General features: G+C 68.3%; 19 protein-coding genes and 1 pseudogene. 12 read left to right on the forward strand and 8 right to left on the reverse strand.

The annotated features are described in order from the left end of the window. Positions 1–26: 26 nt before the first annotated feature. Complete coding sequence (locus tag AB0O24_RS07095) at positions 27–1,247, reverse strand: sugar ABC transporter substrate-binding protein (protein WP_363373629.1); 1,221 nt, start codon at positions 1,245–1,247, stop codon at positions 27–29. A gap of 285 nt (positions 1,248–1,532) precedes the next feature. On the opposite strand from AB0O24_RS07095, the pseudogene AB0O24_RS07100 reads away from it, so the two are divergent. Next, positions 1,533–1,712: pseudogene (locus tag AB0O24_RS07100) on the forward strand (fuconate dehydratase); the annotation flags it as partial. A 105-nt stretch (positions 1,713–1,817) separates the two neighbouring features. Here AB0O24_RS07100 and AB0O24_RS07105 read toward each other — a convergent pair. After that, positions 1,818–2,489 carry a FadR/GntR family transcriptional regulator gene (locus tag AB0O24_RS07105; RefSeq protein WP_275798074.1) on the reverse strand — a complete coding sequence of 224 codons (672 nt, stop codon included), beginning with the start codon at positions 2,487–2,489 and terminating at the stop codon, positions 1,818–1,820. A gap of 127 nt (positions 2,490–2,616) precedes the next feature. Here AB0O24_RS07105 and AB0O24_RS07110 point away from each other — a divergent pair, with 127 nt between their 5' ends. Genes AB0O24_RS07110 through AB0O24_RS07120 form a run of 3 tightly spaced genes read left to right on the forward strand, consistent with a single transcriptional unit; the run spans position 2,617 to position 5,812 of the window. Then, the gene (locus tag AB0O24_RS07110) at positions 2,617–3,222 is read left to right on the forward strand and encodes a TetR/AcrR family transcriptional regulator (protein WP_275798076.1); all 606 of its coding nucleotides are present in this window, start codon (positions 2,617–2,619) and stop codon (positions 3,220–3,222) included. Beyond that, complete coding sequence (locus AB0O24_RS07115) at positions 3,219–3,878, forward strand: hypothetical protein (RefSeq protein ID WP_275798077.1); 660 nt, start codon at positions 3,219–3,221, stop codon at positions 3,876–3,878. The genes AB0O24_RS07110 and AB0O24_RS07115 overlap by 4 nt, the downstream gene beginning before the upstream one ends. Then, complete coding sequence (locus tag AB0O24_RS07120) at positions 3,875–5,812, forward strand: YhgE/Pip domain-containing protein (protein WP_363373634.1); 1,938 nt, start codon at positions 3,875–3,877, stop codon at positions 5,810–5,812. Before AB0O24_RS07115 ends, AB0O24_RS07120 begins: the two co-directional genes overlap by 4 nt. A gap of 2 nt (positions 5,813–5,814) precedes the next feature. On the opposite strand, the gene AB0O24_RS07125 is transcribed toward AB0O24_RS07120, so the two are convergent. From AB0O24_RS07125 to AB0O24_RS07145, 5 genes are all read right to left on the reverse strand, one after another. Then, on the reverse strand, positions 5,815–5,967 hold the full coding sequence (locus AB0O24_RS07125; protein ID WP_275798081.1) for a hypothetical protein: 153 nt from the start codon (positions 5,965–5,967) through the stop codon (positions 5,815–5,817). 313 nt (positions 5,968–6,280) lie between these two features. Beyond that, positions 6,281–7,795: a GMC oxidoreductase gene (locus AB0O24_RS07130; RefSeq protein WP_363373637.1), complete on the reverse strand. Its 1,515-nt coding sequence runs from the start codon at positions 7,793–7,795 to the stop codon at positions 6,281–6,283. Continuing rightward, entirely contained in the window at positions 7,788–8,555 is a 768-nt protein-coding gene (locus AB0O24_RS07135; RefSeq protein WP_275798091.1) for an ABC transporter ATP-binding protein, read from the reverse strand. Before AB0O24_RS07135 ends, AB0O24_RS07130 begins: the two co-directional genes overlap by 8 nt. Beyond that, positions 8,555–9,322 carry an ABC transporter permease gene (locus AB0O24_RS07140; RefSeq protein ID WP_275798085.1) on the reverse strand — a complete coding sequence of 256 codons (768 nt, stop codon included), beginning with the start codon at positions 9,320–9,322 and terminating at the stop codon, positions 8,555–8,557. Before AB0O24_RS07140 ends, AB0O24_RS07135 begins: the two co-directional genes overlap by 1 nt. 103 nt (positions 9,323–9,425) lie before the next feature. After that, positions 9,426–10,436, reverse strand: a complete 1,011-nt coding sequence (locus tag AB0O24_RS07145; RefSeq protein WP_275798087.1) for an ABC transporter substrate-binding protein — start codon at positions 10,434–10,436, stop codon at positions 9,426–9,428. Positions 10,437–10,624: 188 nt separating this feature from the next. Between AB0O24_RS07145 and AB0O24_RS07150 the strand changes: the two genes are divergently transcribed. Next, positions 10,625–12,274, forward strand: a complete 1,650-nt coding sequence (locus AB0O24_RS07150) for an amidohydrolase (RefSeq protein WP_363373640.1) — start codon at positions 10,625–10,627, stop codon at positions 12,272–12,274. Here AB0O24_RS07150 and AB0O24_RS07155 read toward each other — a convergent pair. Then, on the reverse strand, positions 12,244–13,185 hold the full coding sequence (locus AB0O24_RS07155) for a LysR family transcriptional regulator (RefSeq protein ID WP_275799660.1): 942 nt from the start codon (positions 13,183–13,185) through the stop codon (positions 12,244–12,246). The two genes, AB0O24_RS07150 and AB0O24_RS07155, sit on opposite strands and share 31 nt — an antisense overlap. Positions 13,186–13,334: 149 nt before the next feature. Between AB0O24_RS07155 and AB0O24_RS07160 the strand changes: the two genes are divergently transcribed. The 7 genes from AB0O24_RS07160 to AB0O24_RS07190 all read left to right on the forward strand — a co-directional run bounded on the left by AB0O24_RS07160 (position 13,335) and on the right by AB0O24_RS07190 (position 21,133). Beyond that, the gene (locus AB0O24_RS07160) at positions 13,335–14,660 is read left to right on the forward strand and encodes an NAD(P)/FAD-dependent oxidoreductase (RefSeq protein WP_363373644.1); all 1,326 of its coding nucleotides are present in this window, start codon (positions 13,335–13,337) and stop codon (positions 14,658–14,660) included. Beyond that, positions 14,657–15,097 carry a RidA family protein gene (locus AB0O24_RS07165; RefSeq protein ID WP_275799657.1) on the forward strand — a complete coding sequence of 147 codons (441 nt, stop codon included), beginning with the start codon at positions 14,657–14,659 and terminating at the stop codon, positions 15,095–15,097. The genes AB0O24_RS07160 and AB0O24_RS07165 overlap by 4 nt, the downstream gene beginning before the upstream one ends. Next, positions 15,094–15,759, forward strand: a complete 666-nt coding sequence (locus AB0O24_RS07170; RefSeq protein ID WP_275799655.1) for a DUF1028 domain-containing protein — start codon at positions 15,094–15,096, stop codon at positions 15,757–15,759. Before AB0O24_RS07165 ends, AB0O24_RS07170 begins: the two co-directional genes overlap by 4 nt. Further along, complete coding sequence (locus tag AB0O24_RS07175) at positions 15,752–16,930, forward strand: amidohydrolase (protein ID WP_275799654.1); 1,179 nt, start codon at positions 15,752–15,754, stop codon at positions 16,928–16,930. Before AB0O24_RS07170 ends, AB0O24_RS07175 begins: the two co-directional genes overlap by 8 nt. Next, positions 16,914–18,398: an aldehyde dehydrogenase family protein gene (locus tag AB0O24_RS07180; RefSeq protein WP_307383751.1), complete on the forward strand. Its 1,485-nt coding sequence runs from the start codon at positions 16,914–16,916 to the stop codon at positions 18,396–18,398. Before AB0O24_RS07175 ends, AB0O24_RS07180 begins: the two co-directional genes overlap by 17 nt. Positions 18,399–18,423: 25 nt before the next feature. Continuing rightward, positions 18,424–20,376: a primary-amine oxidase gene (locus AB0O24_RS07185; RefSeq protein WP_275799650.1), complete on the forward strand. Its 1,953-nt coding sequence runs from the start codon at positions 18,424–18,426 to the stop codon at positions 20,374–20,376. Between the two features lie 214 nt (positions 20,377–20,590). Further along, positions 20,591–21,133 carry an SRPBCC family protein gene (locus AB0O24_RS07190; protein WP_363373648.1) on the forward strand — a complete coding sequence of 181 codons (543 nt, stop codon included), beginning with the start codon at positions 20,591–20,593 and terminating at the stop codon, positions 21,131–21,133. Positions 21,134–21,157 lie beyond the last annotated feature (24 nt).

Raw genomic sequence — 21,157 nt, forward strand, 5'->3', positions numbered from 1 at the left:
CTCCTGTGTTCAGAGGGGAGGCTATGTCAGTTGCCGAGCTGGGACGTGATCTCGTCGAGCACGTCCTGTGCGGGCTCCGTGCCGTTCACGGCCTGCGGACCGTACTGCGCGAGCAGTTGGTTGAACTGGTCGCTCTTCGTGCTGCCGGGGAGGGCGACCGCGCTCTTGAGGGCGCTGGCGAAGGTGTCCTCGATGCCCTCGACTCCGGTGTTGTCGAACCACACCTTCTGAGCCGCTGTACGCGCCGGGAAAGCACGACCGTCAGCGGCGAGGGTGGACAGCGTCTCCTCCGAGGTCATCGCGGTGATGGCCTTGAAGGCGGCGTCGGGGTTGTTGCAGTTCTTCGAGATGCCGAAGCCGCTGCCGGCTGAGTACGTCTTCTGCTCGCCGGCGGCCGAAGGCACCGTCGTCACGCCGAGGGTGAAGGGCGCGCGGCTCTTCAGGTCGAGGACGAGCCACGGGCCGCCGACCATCGAGGCGACGGTGCCGCCCAGGAACGCGTTGTCTTCGGCGGTCGGGTCAGGGCCGTTGGCGGGGGCCGCGGTACCGTCCTCGACCATGCCCGCAAGCCACTCCACGCCCTTCACGAACGAGGGATTGCTGACGTCGATCGTGCCGTCGGTGGAAACCGCCTCGCCGCCGTTGTAGGCCAGGATGCTGCTCTCCAGGTAGAGGTCTTCGACGGTGGTGCCGAAGGCGACCGTGCCCGCCGACTTCAGCTTGGCCGCGGCCGCCTCGAAGTCGTCGACCGTCCAGCCGGCTTCGGGCTTCACTTCCGCCTTGTCGAACAGGTCGCGGTTGTAGAACAGCACCATGGGACCGGTGTCGTACGGCAGGGCGTACTGCTGGTCGCCGACCGCCAGGGCCTTGAGGGCACCGGCGTCGAAGCCCGAGACGTCGGTGTCGGTCGACGAGATCAGGTCGTTCAGGGGCAGCAGCGAGTCGGCGTACTGGCTGACGCGCAGGCTCTGCATCGACACGATGCAGGGTGCGCTCGACGTACCCAGCTGTGTGCTGAGGCGGGTCCAGTAATCGGCGAACGGTGCGCCCTGCAGGGTGACCGTCGCGCCCGCCGCCTCGCCGCCGGCGTTACCGACGGCCTGCCACGCCTCCTGGTCTGCGGACGAGCCGACCCACATCGACCACACCAGGTCCTTGCTGTCGGAACCGCTCTGGCCGGAGCAACCGGACAGGGCGAGCAGTCCTACCGTGGTGACGGCGATTGCCGACGCCGTACGTGCTCTCATGACATCTCCTTTGATATTGAGGCCTTGCGGCTTCCACGCGCCTTCGGGGAGCGCTGAACTGATTGAACCATCCGATGTTTAGGGTGTCAAACTGCAAATATCGCGCTTTCAGGGGAAGAAGTCGGCGAATTTGTAGGATGACTTGACCGACTCGATACGCGCCCCCTGCGCGCGCGCTCTCCGCGCAGGGTCGGGTTCGCGGTCGACGACGGCAGATGGCTCGATTTCGACCTCAGGGGATCCGGGCAAAGTGGCGCGGAACAGAAGAACGCCGACTGTTCGACAAACGGGTCGGATGCGATGAACCCCGACCCCGACTCCTCCGCGGCTTACGTGGCGCTCGGCATCGACGCCGCCGACAGGCTCGAGGGCCACGCGTTCGCGTTCCCCATCGGCCGAGGTAACGACGTACAGGTCGCCGCCATCGAGTTGTTGCGCGGGCACATCGTGGGGCGCGACGTCGAACCGCCTCGACATGCCCGCACCCGTACCGGTGAGACCGACGGACGCGGTCTCATCGATTCGGTGCAACCGCGTCCGAGCCGAACGCGCGGGGCCGGCCGACTCGCGTCACGACGCAGCGCGCAGCCAGTGCTCGACACCCGAGACATGCGCGAGCATGAGGGCCTCGGCGAGTTCGGCGTCCCGAGCTCGGAGGGCGTCGAGGATGCGGCGGTGCTCGTCGATCGTGCGGTCGACCGAACCACCCTCGGTGATGCCGCGCCAGATGCGCGCGCGCACGGTCTGCCCCGAGAGCGTCTCGAGCAGACTCGCAAGGTAGGTGTTACCGGTGGACTCGGCGATGCGGCCGTGGAACTCGACGTCGTGGGCGACGAGCTGATCGATCAGCGTGTCGCCCCGCACACCCTCGATCATGTCGGTCAGTTCGGCGATCTGCGCGTCGGTGATCGCGCGGGCCGCCAGCGCCACCGCGCGAGGCTCGAGGAGACGGCGCACCGCGAGGACCTCCAGAATCGAGTCGTTCTGGTGGAGGTCGACGACGAAAGACATGGCCTCCAAGAGAAGGTCGGGCTGCAAGCTCGTCACATATGTGCCGTCGCCGCGGCGCACATCGAGCACCTTGATGACCTCGAGAGCTTTGACGGCTTCGCGCAGCGAGTTTCGGGACAGACCCAATCTCTCGCTCAGATCCTTCTCCGGAGGGAGGCGGCCACCCGGCCCCACCTCGCCCGACACGATCATGTCCTTGATCTTGAGGATCGCCTCGTCCGTGACAGCCATCGGTGCCCCCTCTGCTTTCGCCCCTGAATGCGTCAGGATACATCGGATGTCTATCGAGCCCGAGCCGCCGAAACGCATGCCTTGAAGTTGCACACACTCGTGCACTTTCGATGTACAGTGGACGCTCGTGAGCACACCCACCCGCCGCGACGCCGTCGAGAACCGCGCCGGCATCCTCGACGCGGCGACCGCCGCGATCGGCCACGACCCCCGCGTCTCGATCGACGCGATCGCGCGCCGCGCCGGCCTCTCGCGCCGCGCCCTGTACGGCCACTTCGACGACCGCAACGCCATCATCCGCGAGGTCATCGCCGCAGGAGCCGTCCGCTTCAACGCGATTGCCGACCGCGTTGACGACACCGACTCCCGCGTGGCGCTCGCGCGCCTGGCATCCGAGCTCTGGGCCGAAGCCGCCTACGTGCAGGCCGCCGCCGCCCTCGCCCTCGACGACGCGCACCTCCCCGAGACCTCCGCGGCCCTCGCGCCGCTGCGCCGCCGGATCGACGCGATCGTCCGCCGCGGGCAGGAGGCGGGCGAGCTGCGCACCGACCTGCCCGCCCCGACCCTCTCGCGCCTGCTCGAAGAGACGGGCCGCACGGTCGTCAGCCGCGTCGACGCGGGGGCATCGACCGCCCGTTCGATCGCGGTGCGCGCCGTGCTCGGCATCGCCGGGCTTTCCTGGACCGAGGCGCAGGCGCTCCTCGCCGAGCACCCCGAACTGGAGAAGCAGTGAGAATCGTCCTGTCCGAGGTCGCGAAGGGCCGGGCCGAACGGGTCCTCCCCCCGACCTCCACCTCGTTCGAGACCGGCCGGGCCACCCTGGCCCTCGCCGAGACCGAGCAACGACCCACGGTGCTGGGGCTCGTGGCATCCGGTCGCATGAAGATCGACAGCGGCGAGGTCACGATCGACGGACGAACGGATGCCAAGGCCATCCGCCGCCGCGTCGCCCTGGTCGACGCTCCCGTCGTGTCCGAGCCCGAACCGAACGTCACCGTCACGGGCGTCGTCGCCGAGGAGCTGATGTTCGCCGGACACGCGCCCACGCCCTTCGCTGCGGCGCGGTGGCTCGAGGGGATCGGGCTCGATGCGCTCGCGAGCCTACCGATCGGCAACGTCGATCCGGCCGCCCGGGTCCGTCTGCTCCTCGAGCTCGCGGCGCTGCGCAAAGACGTCGAGGGTCTCGTCCTCGTCGCGCCCGACCGCCACGGCGGGGAGCCCGCCGCGTGGTGGCGCCTCGCCGGCGAGTTCGCCGAGCGCGGGTACGCCGTGCTCGTGATCGCGGGGCAGGCGTCGCAGACCGCGATCGCGCTCCTCGGCGGCGCCGACGACGGCCCCACTCTCGCGGCATCAGCCCCGACCGCCACGACCGAGGAGGAGGCGCGATGAAGATCCCGCAGATGATCACCGCCGAGCTGCGTCGCCTCACTTCGACGCGCATGTCGGTGATCGCGCTCATCGCCCTGCTGTGCGTCCCCATCCTCTACGGCGGGCTGTACCTCTGGGCGAACCAGGACCCGTACGGCAACCTCTCGAGCGTCCCCGTCGCCCTCGTCGTCGACGATCAGGGCGCCCAGGTCAACGGCCAGCAGCGCAATCTCGGCGACGAAGCAGCCGAGCAGCTTCTCGACAGCGACACCTTCGAGTGGCATCGGGTGTCCTCCGACGCGGCCGACGCCGGCCTCTCGGCGGGCGACTTCGACTTCGTCGTGACGCTCCCCGCCGATTTCACCGAGGCCGTGGCATCCCTCTCCAGCGATTCGCCGCGGCAGGCCGACATCGAGCTGCGCACGAACGACGCGAACAACTACCTCGCGTCGACGATCGGTACGCAGGCCGTGGCGCGCATCCAGGCGTCGGTGGCGAAGAAGGTCGTCGACGAGGCGGGGCTGTCGCTTCTCGACGCCCTGCACACGATCCGGGTCAGCCTGGTGGATGCCACGAACGGGGCGACGCAGCTCGTCGACGGTCTCGGCACCGCGAAGAACGGGTCGTCCCAGCTCGCGAGCGGTTCGGCGACCCTCGCCGACGGCTCGGCGCAGCTGGCGGACGGCACCGCGCAGCTCTCGAGCGGCGCGAACCAGCTGCGCGACGGCAGCGCCTCGTTGCGCGACGGCTCCGCGCGCGTGGCGGACGGCGCCCAGCAGGTCGCGGGCGGAGTGGACCGCATCGACTCCGCGGCCCGCGAGGTCGGCTCGATCGCGCAGGATGCGGCGAATCGCCTGCCCGAGGCCCGCGCCGACATCGTCTCGGCTCTCGAGGCTGCACATGTGAGTCCGGAGCGTCAAGCCGAGATCCTCGCGCGCCTCGACGCCGTCGGAGACCGCCTCACCGCAGCGAACGAGAAGGTTCAGAGCACGGTCAGCCAGATCAACCAGCTCGACGACGGCGCACGCCAGGTCGCCGACGGCAGCGCCTCGGTGGCCAGCGGTGCGGACACCCTGGCAAACGGAGCCTCGACTCTGGCCGACGGCGCCGCGACGGCGGCATCCGGAGCCGTTCAAGTGCGAGACGGCTCGGCGCAGCTCCGCGACGGCGCGAGTCAGCTCGACAGTGGCATCGGCCAGCTCTCGACCGGCGCGACGCAGCTGCGCGACGGGCTCGACTCCGGCGTGCAGCAGATCCCCGACTCCGACGACGCGACGCGCAAGGCGCAGGCCGCGGCCATCAGCGATCCCGTCGCGGTCGGCACGAGCGCTGTCACCAAGGCGCAGAACTACGGCGCCGGCCTGGCCCCCTTCTTCGCCGCCCTCGCCGGCTGGATCGGGATCTACGCGCTGTTCCTCATCGTGAAGCCCGTGTCCAAGCGCGCGATCACGGCGCTGCGCTCGCCCGTCCGGGTGACGCTGGCGGGCTGGCTGACCCCCGCGGGACTCGGAGCCCTGCAGATGGTGGGGCTGTTCACGGTGCTCGCCATCGCGCTGCAGTTCTCGTTCGCGAATCCGTGGGCCGCCCTCGGCATCCTGCTCTTCGCTTCCGCGACGTACGCCGCGATCGTGCTGGCCCTGAACGTCTGGCTCGGCTCGGTGGGACAGTTCCTCGGACTCGTCCTGATGGTGCTGCAGCTCGTCACGGCGGGCGGAACCTTCCCGTGGCAGACGCTGCCCGCACCTCTCGCGGCCCTGCACCACGTGCTGCCGATGGGATACGTGGTGGATGCCATGCGCCAGGTCATGTACGGCGGAGACGTCTCACGCGTCGGGCCCGACCTGCTGGTGCTGGGCGCGTGGATGCTCGGCGGGGTGCTCCTGGCCGCGCTGGGGGTGACGCGGATGACGCACCACCGCACCCTGCGCGACCTGCAGCCGAGCCTGATCGGCTGACGTCACCCTCGCGCCGGAGCGGTGGCGACGACGATCATGAGGACGACCATGACGGTCGCCGCCGCCACCGAACGTCGGGCTCCCTCGATCTTCGCGGTGGAACGCCAGCACGCGAGGCGCAGAGCGACCCACCCGACGACGGCGACGGCCGTCATGACGTCCGGACCAGGCCCGTGAGACCCGGCACCATGCCCGGGGACGGCACCTGCGTCGTGGGCGGTGAGCGATGCGAGGGTCAGGACCACCATGACGCACGTATCGAAGAGCAGACCCAGCCGCGTCGGGTGACGACGCGCGGACCGCGCGTGCCATCCGCTCAGTCCGAGGAGAACGAGAAGTGCAACAAGGTGCAGGCCCCGGGAAGGGGCCGGCAGGAGGCACGGGACCATCGCCCCGCCCATCACGCCGTGATGCACAGCGACTCCGAGGATCGCCGCGCGATGACGCCCGACCGGACGAAGACGACCCTCAGAACCTGTCATCGCGCGACGTCGCACGCAGCACATCGACAGCATGCTCCGCGATCGCCATGACCGTTCCCACGGGGTTGAGCGCGGTGACCGTGGGGAGGACCGAAGCGTCGACGACGCGCAATCCGTCTACGCCTCGAACGCGAAGCTGACTGTCGACCACGGCGAAGGGATCGTCGCGAGCTCCCATCCGGCATGTGCACGACACGTGGTACACCGTCTGGTGAGTCGCCCGCAGAATCGCTCCGAGGTCGTCCTCGCTCGTCACCTGCGGGCCGGGGAACACTTCTCGGAGCACATGCGACGCGAAGGGCTCCTGCTGGGCGACAGCGCGCGCACGCCGGACACCTTCGATCAGCATCCGTTCATCTCTCCCCTCCGCATCGGTGAAGGCCCGGTAGTCGATCATCGGAGCGGCCTCCGGGTCGGGGGAGGTGATCCACACCCTCCCGCGACTTCGGGGCTTGGCGACGTTGGGCGCGAAGGAGACGTTGTTCGGGGGAATGACCGCGCCGTGATCCTCGGCGTGGACGGTCCACGACTCGACCGGGATGTGGGTCGAGATGTCAGGGACGGTGCTGTCTGCGTCAACGCGGCACACGTAGCCGGCGTCCCACCCCGTCGCACAGACCCCGCTTCGCGGACGTTTCGTCTCCCAGACGATGAGCCCCTCGGCGTGGTCCTGCAGATTCTCCCCCACACCGGGAAGGTCCACTCTCACCGCGATACCGGCCTCTTCGAGGACCGCGGCCGGACCGATCCCCGAGCGCATGAGAAGCGCAGGGGTGTCGATCGCGCCGCAACTGAGGATGATGTCGCGACGAGCGCCGATACGGCGTACTCCGACGACGACGCCCACCGCGCGACCGCCGTCGAAGAGCACTCGATCGGCCGCGCCGTTCAGCATCAGCGTCAGGTTCGGCCGCTCCACCCCGTGGAGGTAGCTCCTCGAGGTGGATGAGCGCAGATTCGTCTCGGGGTCGTAGCCGATCTCGAAGAATCCTGCGCCCTCCGTGAACTCGCTGTCGTTCCACGTCTCGCGCCGCGTCAGCCCGAGTGCGGATGCCGCCGCCTCCACGGCGTCTGCGACGTCGGCGTTTCGATCGGCAGCCGCCACGGGAGTGATGGGACCGACGATGCGGTCGTAGGCGGACGAGAGCGTGTCGTAATCCCATCCCTCGACGCCCATCGCGGCCCACTCCTCGACGTCACCGCGCAAGGGTCGCCACGTGATCATCGTGTTTCCCGTCGAGCATCCACCGAGAATGCGCAGCCGCGCCTGCCGGATCGCCGAATTGCCGCGCTCTTGGGGCACGCTGCGATAGTCGCGGTCGTACTCCCCCTCCAGCATTTCGGCCCATCTCCGGATCGCGCCCGCGCGCGGCTCGTGCTCATCGCTCGGCCCGGCTTCGATCAGACACACCGAGACGGACAAGTCCTCGCTGAGGCGGGCGGCGAGAATGCACCCGGCGGTGCCGCCTCCGACGACCACGTAGTCGTAAACGTCATCCATGGTGGATGAGACCGAGGATGTCCGTGTAGTAGCGATGGAACTCGGGGCTGCCGATCACGTCGGGGGTGCGCGGGCGCGGGAGCTCGATGTCGAACTCCGCACGCACACGACCGGGGCGTGGAGTCATCGCTACGACACGATCGGACAGGAAGACCGCCTCCTCGATGTCGTGGGTGATGAGCATCACGGTCATGCGGTTGCGCTCCCACACCGTGGTCAGCAGTTCCTGCATGGTGCGACGCGTGAGGGCATCGAGCGCTCCGAACGGCTCGTCCATGAGGAGGACCTCCGGGCCGTAGGCGAGCGAGCGAGCCAGGGCGACGCGCTGCTGCATCCCTCCGGAGAGCTGGGCGGGATACGCGTCCTCGAAACCCGAAAGGCCCACCTGCGAGAGGACATCACGCGCGCGGTCGAAGCGCTCCCGGCGGCCCATACCCCGCTCGCCCCGGAGGGCGAACACGACATTGTCGATGGCCGTGAGCCAGGGCAGAAGGGTCGCCGATTGGAAGACGACTCCACGATCACGGCCCGGTCCGGAGATCGGGACGTCCTGAATGGACGCCTCGCCGCTGGTCGCCGCCTCGAGACCGGCGATGATCGACAGGAGAGTGCTCTTGCCGCATCCGGACGCCCCGACGACCGAGACGAACTCCCGATCTCCCAGTGTCAACGACACGTCGCTGAGGGCGTGGACGTCACCGAAACTCTTGTCGACGTGCTCGAGACGGACTTTCGGAGAGAGAACGGCGGAGACGGACATCACGAACGACCCTTCAGATAACGGAAGAAACGACGGCCGAGTGCGCGCATGATCTGGTCGAAGACGAGACCGAGCAGGCCGAGGATGATGACGTAACCGATGATGAGGTCGGTCTCGAGGAACCGCTGCGCCTGCGTGATGCGATAGCCCATCCCCGAGGTCGCGGCCACGAGCTCCGCGACCACGAGCCAGGTCCACGCCCACCCCAGGCTGATTCGCAGGGCGTCCCAGATCCGTGGAAGGGCGGAGGGCAACACGATTCGGACGAGGATCTGCGCACGCGTCAATCCGAGCGTCGCCCCGAGGTTTCGATACGACACCGGGACCCGACGGACCGCATCGGAGAAGAGCAGCACCTGCTGGAAGAACGTGCCGAGGAAGATGATGAGGAACTTCTGCGAGTCATCGGTTCCCACCCAGAGGATCGTCAGCGGCACGAAGGCCACCACCGGCATGTAGCGGATGAAGTCGATGATGGGTTCGACCGCCGCTTCCACACGCACGAACGACCCGCAGAGCAGACCGATCGGCACGGCCAAGACCGTGCTGGCGAGGAAGCCCAGCATGACCCGGTAGGTGCTCACGCCGATGTCGGACCACAGTTCGCCGTTGGCGGACTGCTCGATGAGTCGATCGACCACAGCGACCGGCGAGGGCAGGAAGAGAGCGCTCACGATCCCGGACATGGACACAGCGGTCCACAGCGCGAGCAGGGTGGCGAAGCCGATGACGGCGGTGATGAGGTACTGACGGCGTGAGAGTGGCACGCCTCCGACGGACCGGGCGGACTTCGTCGCAGGCGGACGACGCGCGACGGAGGTCGCGGAGGAGAGGGTCGTCATGGGAGTCGACTCCACGCGGATTCCCGCGTCACGGCGCATTCTCGACGAAGGTGGAGTCGATGAGCTCCGCGAGATCGGTGTCACCCTTCAACAGGCCGATCTGCATCGCGATGTCCTGCACGGTGGGCAGAACCGACGTCGCGTAGTCGCCCACCAGTCGCGTCTTGTTGTCGTCGAGGGGGAAGAACTCGACGCCGTCGAACGCACTCGTGAGGGCCTCGACGTCGCTGCCCACGTTCGTCGCGATGATGGAGCGGGCGTCGGCGGCATTGCTCTCGTAGTAGCTCACCGCCGGACCCCAGGCATTCACGACCTTCTGGACAGCGTCGGGATGGTCTTTGAGGTAGCCGTTGTCCACGACGAGGACATCGCTGATGAGGCCCGGCTTCTCGCCGGCTGTGAAGATCTTCTCGAGGGCCCCGCTGGCCTGCTGCGCTTCGGAGATGTAGGGCTCGTAGGTGACGGCGACCGGAACACTGCCGCCCACGAGGGCGGTGGCCGCTTCCGACGGATCCATCGGGACGGGCGTGATGTCGGAGAGACTCAGGCCCGACTGATCGAGCGCGTAGCCGAGAAGGAGGTTGCTCACCGAGCCCTCCTCGAATGCGACGCGCTGGCCTGCGAGATCGGCGACCTTGGTGATTCCCCCGTCGGAGAGGATCGCATCGGCGGTCAGAGAGGCATCCAGCAGCAGCACGATGGAGATGTCGAGACCCTGCTCCTTCAGCTTCAGGGCACTGTGGCTCGCGACATTGGCGACCTGCACCCGATGGGATGCGAAGGCGGCGCTCATGTCGGCGTCGTTCGAGAAGTTCGTGATCTTGACGTCGACGCCCTGATCCCGGAAGTAGCCCTTCTCTTGGGCGATGTACCAGGGTCCGTAGCCGAGCCACGGCTGAATGGCCATTCCGACGGTCTCGTCGGACGTGCCGTCGGATGAGGCAGAAGTGGGGCCGGAGCAGGCGGCGAGTGCGACCGCGGCGGCCGCGGCGAACCCGACGGCGGCGAGTGCGCGCGGGAAACGAGTGGAGCGGAACATGGGTGTCCTTCCAAAGACGGTGTCGGGCGTTTCGACCAGCATCGGGAGCGGAAACCGGTCTTCGCAAATAGCGGAACGTGTCCTCGTTCATCAAAAAAAGAGATGCAATTCGACGGAAATATCTCCGTTACAAATGTGAAATGTGCACCCCAAACAGTGAGGGGTCCCGATACGACCGGAGTGTCACCATGACCACCACGCTGTACACGAATGGCTTGCTCTATCTCGGAGGAGGAGTCGCCCGAGCGGGACACCTCCTCGTCGACGGCGAGCGCATCCGCCGCGTTCTCGCGGCCGAAGCGCCTGCACCCTCCGCCGACGAAGTGGTGGACCTCGAGGGAGGCACCCTCCTGCCGGGGTTCCAGGATGCCCACGTGCACCCGGTCCTGGCCGGGCTGCAGCTTCTCGGGATCGACCTGACGCCGGCCCACTCCCGTCAGGAATACCTCCACCTGGTGGAGCAGTTCGCCCGCGCCCATCCCGACACCGCGGTCCTGCGCGGTGGCGGGTGGTTCGGAGATGTCTTCCCCGGCGGCTTCCCCTCCGTGGCCGACCTCGACGCCGTCGTCGCCGATCGCCCCGTGGTCCTCTACAGTCACGACGCGCACGGCGTGTGGGTCAACAGCGCCGCCCTCGCTGCCGCCGGTATCGACGCCCGAACGCCTGACCCCGACGGCGGACGGATCTTCCGTGACTCGGGCGGAGCACCCACCGGCATGCTGGTGGAGGCGGCCGTGGGACTGGTGACCCCCCTCCTGCCCGAACCGGATGCCGAGACCCTCGTCGCCGCCCTGCTCGCCGCTCAGCGGCGTCTGCACTCCGTCGGCGTCACCACCTGGCAAGATGCGGCCGTCGGCGCTTCGGACATCGGGCCCGACGCGCTGCCCGCATACGAGGAGGCCGCTTCACGCGGCCTCCTGACCGCCCGGGTCATCGCCGCCCTCTGGTGGGATCGCGAACGGGGCCTCGAGCAGATCGAGGACCTGTGTGCGACGCGCGACCGCCTCGCACGTGGCGGTCGCATCGACGGTGGAACCGTGAAGGTGATGGTCGACGGCATGGTCGAGAATCGGACGGCCGCCATGCTGGACCCGTTCGAGGGACACTCCCACGATCGCGGAGTGCAGTTCATCCCTCAGGAGGATCTCGACGAACTGAGCGTGGCTCTGGACGCGGCCGGCTTCCAGATCCACTTCCACGCGGTCGGCGACGGTGCCGTCCGCAGTTGCCTGGACGCCCTCGCGATCGTCCGGCAGCGCCGTGGCGCGTCCCCGCACCGGCATCACATCGCTCACCTCGACATCGTGGACGACGCCGACATCCCCCGGTTCGCCGAACTCGACGCGAGCGCGAACGTGACGGCCATCTGGGCCCGCAGGGATGAGGAGATCGTGACCCGCAAGCTGCCCCTCCTCGGCAGGCATCGCGAGCATCGGCACTTCCCCTTCGCCGCGATCGCGGGCGCCGGTGGCCGTATCGTCGGCGGGAGCGACTGGCCGGTCACCGATCCCAATCCCTTGTGGTCGGTACGCACCGCCGTCACCCGCACCGGCGTACCGGAGGATCCGCATGCGATCGGCGATGACGTGTTCACGACACCTCTTCTCGCCGAGCAGGCTCTCTCGCTCGGCACGGCACTGGACGCCTATCTGTCCGCGGCGGCATGGATCAATCGGTGCGAGCACGTGACGGGTGCCCTCCGCGAGGGGCTCCTCGCCGACCTGGTGTGGATCGACCGCGACGTGCGGGACGTAGCCGGTCTCGGTGCCGCGCGCGTGCGCCGTACGGTCGTGTCCGGACACGTCGTCTATGAAGCCGGCTCCGTGACGCGGCCGTGAAGGACGGAGTCCACGGCGCGGCGCGCCTCCGCGGCGAACAGACTCGCCTTGCGCGTGAGAGGGACCGAAGAACGTCGGGCCAGCACGATGTCGAGGGGCCTCGTCGGCTCCACGATGGCGAGCCGATGCAGCTCGCCGCCGGAGTAGGTGTAGCTCAACTTGGGCTGCTGATTGAGCAGCGTGAAGCCGTGACCGCTCGCCACCATCGCACGGACACCCTCGAAGTTCGCGAAGCGATAGCGCACGGACGGTCGCAGACCCTGGTCGGTGAACGCCTTCAAGAAGTAGTCCCGGCTCACCGGCAGGTCCAGCAGCACCATGGGTTCGTCCACGAGTTCGGCCAAACGTACGTGAGAGCGCGAGGCCAGCGGATGCTGCGCGCCCACCGCGACGTACAAGGGCACCGAGGACAACACCGTCCGGTCCACGTCGGCGGCCAGCCCCAGATCGTACGTGAGCGCGATCTCGATGGACTGCTCCCGGAGCGCGTCGTTCACCCCGTCGGCCAGCAGCTCGATGACGTCGAGCTGAAGTTCGGGATGGCTGGCTTCGAGGGCACTGACGATATCGGGCAGATAGAACGGTGCCATTGTGCGGAAGCACCCGACGCTCACCCGCCCCGACGTGTTCTCGGGGCGCAACGCCTGGACGGCGTCGTCGACGGCCGCCAGGATGCCACGGCTGCGCTGGAGCAGTTCGATCCCCGCGGGCGTCAGCTGAAGACCTTTCGCCCGGCGACGGATCAGTAGCTGGGCACCGAGCGTCTTCTCGAGGTTGGCGATCGCGGTCGAGATCGCGGATTGTGCGATGAAGAGCTCGTCGGCGGCCCACGTCATACTCCCCTGCTCCGCGGCGACCACGAAGTAGCGAAGTTGGGCCAGTGAGATATCGGGCTTGGCGGGAGGACGCATGTTTCACATTTCCGATGTGTTTCACAGAAGTTTCTCTGCGGCTTGCATCTCAATTTTAGATGATGACCACCGTCGTCCACTATTTGCACGGACATCGCGTGTCTTCACAGACTCGGGGGGACTTCTCTCCCGAACGAAAGCGCCGCGCCATGTCATCCATCCCGCAGACGAGCACCGTTCCCGACGACCGTGACGTGGAGGTGATCGTCGTCGGAGCCGGTCAAGCGGGTGTCGCGATGAGCGAGCACCTCACGCGCGCCGGTCTGCGTCATCTCGTGCTCGAGCGAGGTCGCATCGCCGAACGCTGGCGGTCGGAACGCTGGGACTCCCTCGTCGCGAACGGACCGGCCTGGCACGACCGATTCCCGGGTATGGAGTTCTCGGACGTCGCGCCGGACGAGTTCGCCACCAAGGATCAGGTCGCCGAGTACATGCGCGCGTACGCCGAGAAGTTCGCCGCGCCCGTGCGGTGCGGCGTCGAGGTGCACTCCGTTCGACGTATCGCCGGCGAGCCCGGTTTTCTTCTCGACACGTCGGACGGGGTGTACCGAGCGCGATACGTCGTGGCGGCGACCGGAGCGTTCCAGACCCCGGTCATCCCGCCCGTGCTTCCCGCGGACGCCGACGTCGTGCAGGTGCATTCCTCGGGATACCGCCGCCCGGACCTCCTCCCCGCTGGCGCGACGCTCGTGGTGGGCGCGGGCAGCTCGGGCGTGCAGATCGCCGCCGAACTGCAGAGATCGGGCCGGCAGGTGTACCTCTCAGTCGGCCCCCACGACCGGCCCCCCCGTCGCTACCGGGGCCGTGATTTCGTCTGGTGGCTGGGCGTGCTGGACAAATGGGATGCCGCTACCCCTCCGCGCGGAGCGGACCACGTCACCATCGCCGTCAGCGGCGCCGACGGCGGGCACACCGTGGACTTCCGCTCGCTGGCCGCGGCAGGAGTGACCCTCGTCGGCCGGACGAACGCGTATCGGGACGGAATCGTGCAGTTCGGTGACGATCTGGCGCGCAACATCGCAGCGGGCGACGCGAACTACCTCGATCTGCTCGACGAAGCCGACGCCTACGCCGAGCGGATCGGACTCGATCTGCCAGAGGAGCCCGACGCACGCCAGTTCGGTCCCGACCCGGACGAGATGCGTCACCCCCTGCGCACCCTCGACCTGCGAGAAGCGGGCGTCACCTCGGTCGTGTGGGCGACGGGCTTCGCCTCGGACTACCGATGGCTGCCCGACGGAGCGGTCGACGACGACGGTCGGCCCGCGCACCGGCGCGGTGTCTCCGCCGAGCCGGGCATCTACTACCTCGGCCTGCCGTGGCAGTCTCGGCGCGGTTCGAGCTTCATCTGGGGCGTCTGGCACGACGCCAAGCACGTGAGCGACCACATCGCCGTTCAACGGATGTACGCCGACTACCGACCCACCGACGAGACCGCCTTCACCCCTTCCTTCGACTCGGAGATCGCCCGATGACCGCGCACACTCGCATCCGGCCGTTCAACACACGGCTGACCTACCCCGAGCAGCACCTCGACAACGACCTCTGCCAAGCTGTCGTCGCCGGGGGTGTCGTGTACCTTCGAGGCCAGATCGGACAAGACCTCGACTCGCGCGAAAGCATCGGCATCGGCGACGTCGAGGCCCAGACGGAGCAGGCGATGGCGAACATCGACATGCTGCTGCGCGAGGCCGGCTCTCGTCTCGACGACATCGTGAAGGTCGTCGTCTACCTCACCGACATCCGCTATCGCGAACCGGTCTACCGGGTCATGGGGCGTTGGATGAAGGGCGTCTACCCCGTATCGACCGGGCTCGTCGTCGATGCCCTGGCCCGCCCGGAGTGGCTCGTAGAAATCGACGCCACCGCCGTCATCAGCGATCCCGCCGACGATCACGAGGTGACGCTGTGACGTTGTCGTTGGCGGCGCATCTCGACGGTGCGTTCGGTCTGGTCATCTCCTCGTCGAGCCCCGCCGTGGCCTCCCGATGCTCCCACCTGCGCGCCGGAGTCGGTGCGGTCGCGTCGCAGAACGTGACGAATCCTGCGCTCGGGAGTGCGGTCCTCGACCTTCTCGCGAAAGAGCGAACCCCGGATGCCGCAGTCGCTGATGCCCTGTCCGCCGACCCGTTCGCGGCCTATCGGCAAGTCACCGCGGTCGACCGCCACGGCCGCGTCGCCGTTCATTCCGGTCCGCTCGCGCTCGGCATCCACGGAGCGCAGACGGGTGACGGGTGCGTCGCCGCGGGAAACCTCCTCGCGAGCGACGCGGTGCTGAACGAGATGGTCATCGCTTTCACCACGGCCGCGGGCACGCTGGAGGAACGTCTCATGACGGCGCTCGAAGCCGCCGCCGCGGCGGGGGGCGAAGCGGGTCCACTCCGATCCGCCGGTCTTGCCGTCGTCGAAGGCGCATCCTGGCGCGTGAGCGACCTCCGTGTCGACGACCACGACGATCCCGTCCGCGAACTGCGTCGTCTTCTCTCCCTGTGGATGCCGCAGAAGAACGATTACCTGACACGGGCCGTCGCCCCCGCTTCGGCTCCCTCGTATGGGGTTCCCGGCGATGAGTGAGGAACTCGCGCAGCTCGCGGCGCAGACCGTGCTGCGTCACCGCGATCTCATCCTCGAGGTCAGTCACGCGCTGCATGCGGACCCCGAGACAGCGTGGCACGAGCACCGCTCCGTCGCTCTGCTCATCGAACGCCTGTATGGCCTCGCCATGAGCGTCGAACGCGGGGCAGGTGGCCTCGACACCGCCTTCGTCGCGCGCGCGGGGCGTGGCTCGCGGACCGTCGCCCTGATCGCCGAGTACGACGCGCTGCCCGGACTGGGGCACGCATGCGGGCACAACATCATCGCCGCCGCCGCCGTCGGAGCCGCCGCAGCCCTCATCCCGCTCGCGGACGAGCTCGACGCAACGATCATGGTGATCGGAACGCCCGCCGAGGAGGGCGGCGGCGGCAAGATCCACCTCCTCGATGCCGGCATCTTCGACGGGGTCGACCTCGCCGTGATGATCCACCCCGGACCCGCCGATGCCCTGTGGGCTCGCCCCCTCGCCGTCGCGCACTTCGACGTCGTCTTCACCGGCCGGGAATCGCATGCGTCGGCGTACCCCACGCTCGGGATCAACGCGGCCGACGCCTTCACGGTGGCGCAGGTCGCCATCGGGCTGCTGCGCCAGCAACTTCCCACCTCGGTCCGTGTGCACGGCATCGTGCGCACGGCAGGAACCGCACCGAACGCCATCCCGGGGTCGGCACGCGGCAACTGGTACGTCCGCGCTGAAACGCTCGAGGAACTCGACGCGGCCTTTCGTCGCGTGACTGCGTGCTTCGAAGCGGGCGCGCTCGCCACCGGATGCACGCTCGACATCGACGAGACGAGCCCGCGGTACTCGGAGTTCCGCAACGACACCGAGCTCGCGCGGCTCTTCGCGGCCCGCGCTGCGCAACGAGGGCGGGACATGGATGCCGAAGAGCTGCGTCCCGCGGGGATGAACATGGCGTCCACCGACATGGGCAACGTCTCCCTGCGCGTCCGCTCGATCCACCCTTACCTGAGCATCGGATCCGCCCCGGCGGTCAACCACCAGGCGGCGTTCGCCGCCGCGACGATCAGCCCCGCCGGAGATCGCGCGGCGATCGACGGCGCGACACTGCTGGCGCAGACCGTCGTCGACGCCCTTGTCTCCCACCCCACGCCGCACACACCCGAGGAGCCTGATGCGCACGCACGATGACTGGATCCGTCTGGCCTCGACGATCGAGCCGCGCACGCGAGCATGGATCGACGGCGAGTTCGTCGACGCCGCCGACGGCGCCACCTTCGAAACCGTCAATCCCGCCACGGGCGCGGTGCTGGCGCACGTCGCCCGTTGCGGTCCACGAGAGGTCGATCGAGCCGTCCTCGCCGCCCGACGCGCCTTCGACGCCGGGAGCTGGTCGCGCGCAGCACCGCGGGAACGCAAGCGGATCCTGTTCGCCGTCGCCGACGCGATCGAGGGCGCCACCGACGAACTCGCCCTGCTCGACTCGCTCGACGGCGGGAAGCGCATCGCCGATACGTCGACCATCGACGCACCCGGCAGCGCCGCCATCCTCCGGTGGTACGCCGAGGCCATCGACAAGGTCTACGGCGAGGTCGCGCCGACTGCGGGGACGGATCTCGCGATCGTCACGCGCGAGCCGGTCGGGGTCGTGGGGGCCGTCGTCCCCTGGAACTATCCGCTCGAAACCGCGATCTGGAAGATCGCTCCGGCCTTGGCAGCGGGAAACAGCGTGGTGCTCAAGCCCGCCGAGGACACACCGCTGTCGGCGCTGCGTCTCGCGGAGCTCGCCGCCGCCGCCGGCCTCCCCTCGGGAGTGCTCAACGTCGTTCCGGGCTTCGGCCACGAGGCGGGCCAGGCCCTGGGAATGCACGACGACGTCGACGTGATCGCCTTCACCGGTTCGACCGAGGTCGGCAAGAAGTTCCTGGAATACGCGGGCCGTTCCAACGGCAAGGCCGTGTGGTTGGAGTGCGGCGGCAAGAGCGCGAACATCGTCTTCGCCGACGCAACCGATCTCGACGCCGTGGCCGACTTCGCCGCCGCCGGAATCTTCACATGCAGCGGCCAAGTCTGCTCGGCCACCTCACGCCTCCTCGTCGAGCGGCCGGTGGTTGCAGAGCTCTCCGACCGCATCGCCGCTCGTGCGCGAGCGTTGACCGTCGGGGACCCTCTCGATCCGCGCACCGGAATGGGGCCTCTCGTAAGCGGGCGTCATCTCGACCGCGTCCGCGGATTCGTCGACCGCGCCCGAGCGACGGCGCACCTGATCGCAGGAGGCGACGTCGTCGCGGGGGCAGCCGGTGCCTTCCTGGAACCCACGGTGTTCGCCGACGTGCCCACCGACTCCGAGCTCTGGCGCGAGGAGGTGTTCGGGCCTGTCCTGGCGATCGTGCCGTTCGACGACGAGGCCCAGGCCGTGCGCCTGGCCAATGACAGTCCCTACGGGCTGGCGGCATCCGTGTTCACCGACAGCGTCCATCGTGCCCTGCGCGTCGCACGAGCGCTCCAGGTCGGCACGGTCTCGGTCAACACCGTCGACGCACTCGATGTGACGACGCCTTTCGGCGGGCGTAAACGGTCCGGCTTCGGTCGAGACCTCTCCCTCCACGCCTTCGACAACTACACCACCCTGAAGACGACCTGGTTCGCCGGGCGCTGACTTCCCGAGTGACAGGAACCTGACCATGACGCACCCCCTCGACCGTCTGAGCGCGGCAGAGATCGAGATCAATCGCTCCGTCCTGCTGGACACGGGATTCGACCATGAAGCGACAGCGTTCATGCTCGTGAACCTCATCGAGCCCGACAAGGCGGCCGTTCTCGACGGCACTGTCTGCGAACGTCTCGTGGGCAGTGTGCTGATGGATCGCCGCGACGGTACCGTCACCGAGGTGGTCGTGGATGTCACGGCCGGGCGGATCGTCTCGCGACGGACAGTCGACGTCGTCACGGAGGGACAACCACCCATCGTGCTCGAAGAGTTCGATCGCATCGAGGAGCTGTTGCGTCGTCACGACGGGTGGGTGGCCGCGATGGCGCGGCGCGAGATCGATGACGTCTCGCTCGTGCGCATCTCGGCACTGTCCGCGGGACGTTTCGGTTTCGCCGATGAGGACGGACGCCGTATCGTCCGCTGCCTGTCTTTTCTTCAGCTCGAACAGGACGACAACGCCTGGGCGCACCCCATCGACGGCGTGGTGGCCTACGTCGATCTCGTGACCGGCGAGGTGCTGAAGCTCATCGACGATCGCGTGTTCGAGGTGCCGAGAACTCCGTACAACTTCCATCGCGCCGACGGCCTCCCCGCACCGCGGACGACGCAGAAGCCGATCGTCATCACACAGCCCGAGGGCCCGAGCTTTCACGTCGACGGCGACGTCGTGGAGTGGGAGAAGTGGCGCTTTCGCATCGGTTTCAACCAGGTCGAGGGCCTCACGCTGCACGAGATCGGGTTCACCGACGGCGAGCGCCATCGATCGATCATGTACCGCGCGTCGATCGCGGAGATGGTGGTTCCGTACGGCGATCCGAGTCCGGTGCGCTTCTGGCAGAACTACTTCGACGCGGGCGAGTATTCACTCGGCAAGTCGGCGAACTCGCTGGCGCTGGGATGCGACTGCCTCGGTGAGATCCACTACTTCGACGCGACGATCGCGGCGACAGACGGGCGAGCGCAGACCATCCGCAACGCCATCTGCCTGCACGAGGAGGATGCGTCGATCCTCTGGAAGCACACCGACGAGTACTACCACTCGACCGACACCCGCCGCAATCGCCGGCTGGTCGTTTCCTTCTTCATCACCGTCGGCAACTACGACTACGGCTTCTCCTGGTACCTGTACCTCGACGGGCGCATAGAACTGGAATGCAAGGCCACCGGCGTCGTCTTCGCTTCCGCGTACCCGGGCGCGCAGCCCGACGGAAGCGACTACCCCTGGGCATCGCAGATCGCCCCGGGTATCGGCGCTCCCTACCACCAGCACCTCTTCTCGGCGCGTCTCGACGTGACTCTCGACGGCACGCGCAACGCGGTCGACGAGCTCGAGGCGCAGCGGGTGCCCGTGTCGGCGGAGAACCCGCACGGTAACGGCTTCACGCTCTCCACCCGCAGGCTGCGGAGCGAGAAGGAGGGGGTGAGGGATGCCGACGGCAAGCGCGGTCGCGTCTGGCACGTCGTGAATCCCGACGTGACGAACATCGTCGGTAAGCCGGTCGGGTACACGCTGCGCCCCGAGGGCCAGCCGAGTCTGCTCGCCGATGCGGGGTCGTCCATCGCCCGGCGCGCCGCGTTCACGACACACGATCTCTGGGTGACCCGGTACTCCCCTCGCGAGCGATTCCCCTCCGGGGAACTGGTCAACCAGAACGACGGGTACGGCGCAATCGACCGGTGGATCGAACGGGATGCCGATATCGATGGGCACGACATCGTGCTCTGGCACACTTTCGGGTTGACCCACTTTCCGCGCACGGAGGACTGGCCCATCATGCCGGTGGACAGCACAGGCTTCTCCCTCGTGCCTCACGGATTCTTCGACCAGAACCCCACTCTCGACGTTCCCGCACCTGCCGCGGCATCCGCGTGCTCGACCTCCGCACCAGCCTGCGGCTGCGGTCACACGAAGGAGTGCTGCTGAGAGAACCGCGCCCACGCGGCTGACGCCTCAGGTGATCTCACCGGCGGTGACGAGCTGAGGGTCGGGGACGAGCGGAGGGCCGACACGCGGCATCCCTCCTCCGCTCGTCCCTCGCCCTCCCTCCGTCGCGCCGCTCCGCGCCCCGCGCGTCAAGGCCGGAGACCCCCTCCCCACCCGCCCTCTAGAGTCGAGACACGCCGACCGGAGGGATGCCATGGCCGCCCGCAACACCCGCCTCATGCGCTGTACGCCCGACGACCTCTTCGCGGTGCTGTCGGACGGCTGGCTCTATCCCGTGTGGGTCGTCGGCGCGGCACGGATGCGCGACGTCGACGAGGAGTGGCCGAAGGAGGGCTCGCGCATCCACCACTCGCTCGGCGTGTGGCCCGTCATGATCCACGACCAGACCGAGCTCGTGGAGTGGGATCCTCCCCGACGCCTGCGTCTTCGTCCGGAGGCCGGCATCCTGGGCCGCGGAGTGATCCGCATCGACGTGCGCCCGCACGCAGACGGCATCGCGGTCACGATCGCCGAGGAGCCCGTGACCGGTGCCGCGTCGATTCTGCCGTCGGTGTTGTGGAAGCCGCTGCTCGTGGCACGCAATCACGAGTGCCTCAATCGCCTGGCCTTCCTCGCCGAGGGTCGCCGCGAGGAGCGCGAGGCGCGCGAGCTCGACCACCGCACCGAGACCCCCGATCCGGAGCAGGGCACGCCTTCTCCCCAGGCTCAGGAGGACGTGCGCCGGTCCGGCGTCTGAGCGCCCCCACTGATAAACGCTGAT

Source organism: Microbacterium sp. NPDC086615 (assembly GCF_040686055.1).
Classification (GTDB): domain Bacteria; phylum Actinomycetota; class Actinomycetes; order Actinomycetales; family Microbacteriaceae; genus Microbacterium.

What these genes read in the sequence shown, in the direction of transcription:
- AB0O24_RS07175 (WP_275799654.1), top strand. Translation starts at nt 15,752, where the DNA reads ATGAGTGAGGAACTCGCGCAGCTCGCGGCGCAGACCGTGCTGCGTCAC.
- AB0O24_RS07145 (WP_275798087.1), bottom strand. Translation starts at nt 10,436, where the DNA reads ATGTTCCGCTCCACTCGTTTCCCGCGCGCACTCGCCGCCGTCGGGTTC.
- AB0O24_RS07155 (WP_275799660.1), bottom strand. Translation starts at nt 13,185, where the DNA reads ATGCGTCCTCCCGCCAAGCCCGATATCTCACTGGCCCAACTTCGCTAC.
- AB0O24_RS07105 (WP_275798074.1), bottom strand. Translation starts at nt 2,489, where the DNA reads ATGGCTGTCACGGACGAGGCGATCCTCAAGATCAAGGACATGATCGTG.
- AB0O24_RS07095 (WP_363373629.1), bottom strand. Translation starts at nt 1,247, where the DNA reads ATGAGAGCACGTACGGCGTCGGCAATCGCCGTCACCACGGTAGGACTG.
- AB0O24_RS07120 (WP_363373634.1), top strand. Translation starts at nt 3,875, where the DNA reads ATGAAGATCCCGCAGATGATCACCGCCGAGCTGCGTCGCCTCACTTCG.
- AB0O24_RS07160 (WP_363373644.1), top strand. Translation starts at nt 13,335, where the DNA reads ATGTCATCCATCCCGCAGACGAGCACCGTTCCCGACGACCGTGACGTG.
- AB0O24_RS07185 (WP_275799650.1), top strand. Translation starts at nt 18,424, where the DNA reads ATGACGCACCCCCTCGACCGTCTGAGCGCGGCAGAGATCGAGATCAAT.
- AB0O24_RS07180 (WP_307383751.1), top strand. Translation starts at nt 16,914, where the DNA reads ATGCGCACGCACGATGACTGGATCCGTCTGGCCTCGACGATCGAGCCG.
- AB0O24_RS07190 (WP_363373648.1), top strand. Translation starts at nt 20,591, where the DNA reads ATGGCCGCCCGCAACACCCGCCTCATGCGCTGTACGCCCGACGACCTC.
- AB0O24_RS07130 (WP_363373637.1), bottom strand. Translation starts at nt 7,795, where the DNA reads ATGGATGACGTTTACGACTACGTGGTCGTCGGAGGCGGCACCGCCGGG.
- AB0O24_RS07165 (WP_275799657.1), top strand. Translation starts at nt 14,657, where the DNA reads ATGACCGCGCACACTCGCATCCGGCCGTTCAACACACGGCTGACCTAC.
- AB0O24_RS07135 (WP_275798091.1), bottom strand. Translation starts at nt 8,555, where the DNA reads ATGTCCGTCTCCGCCGTTCTCTCTCCGAAAGTCCGTCTCGAGCACGTC.
- AB0O24_RS07150 (WP_363373640.1), top strand. Translation starts at nt 10,625, where the DNA reads ATGACCACCACGCTGTACACGAATGGCTTGCTCTATCTCGGAGGAGGA.
- AB0O24_RS07125 (WP_275798081.1), bottom strand. Translation starts at nt 5,967, where the DNA reads ATGACGGCCGTCGCCGTCGTCGGGTGGGTCGCTCTGCGCCTCGCGTGC.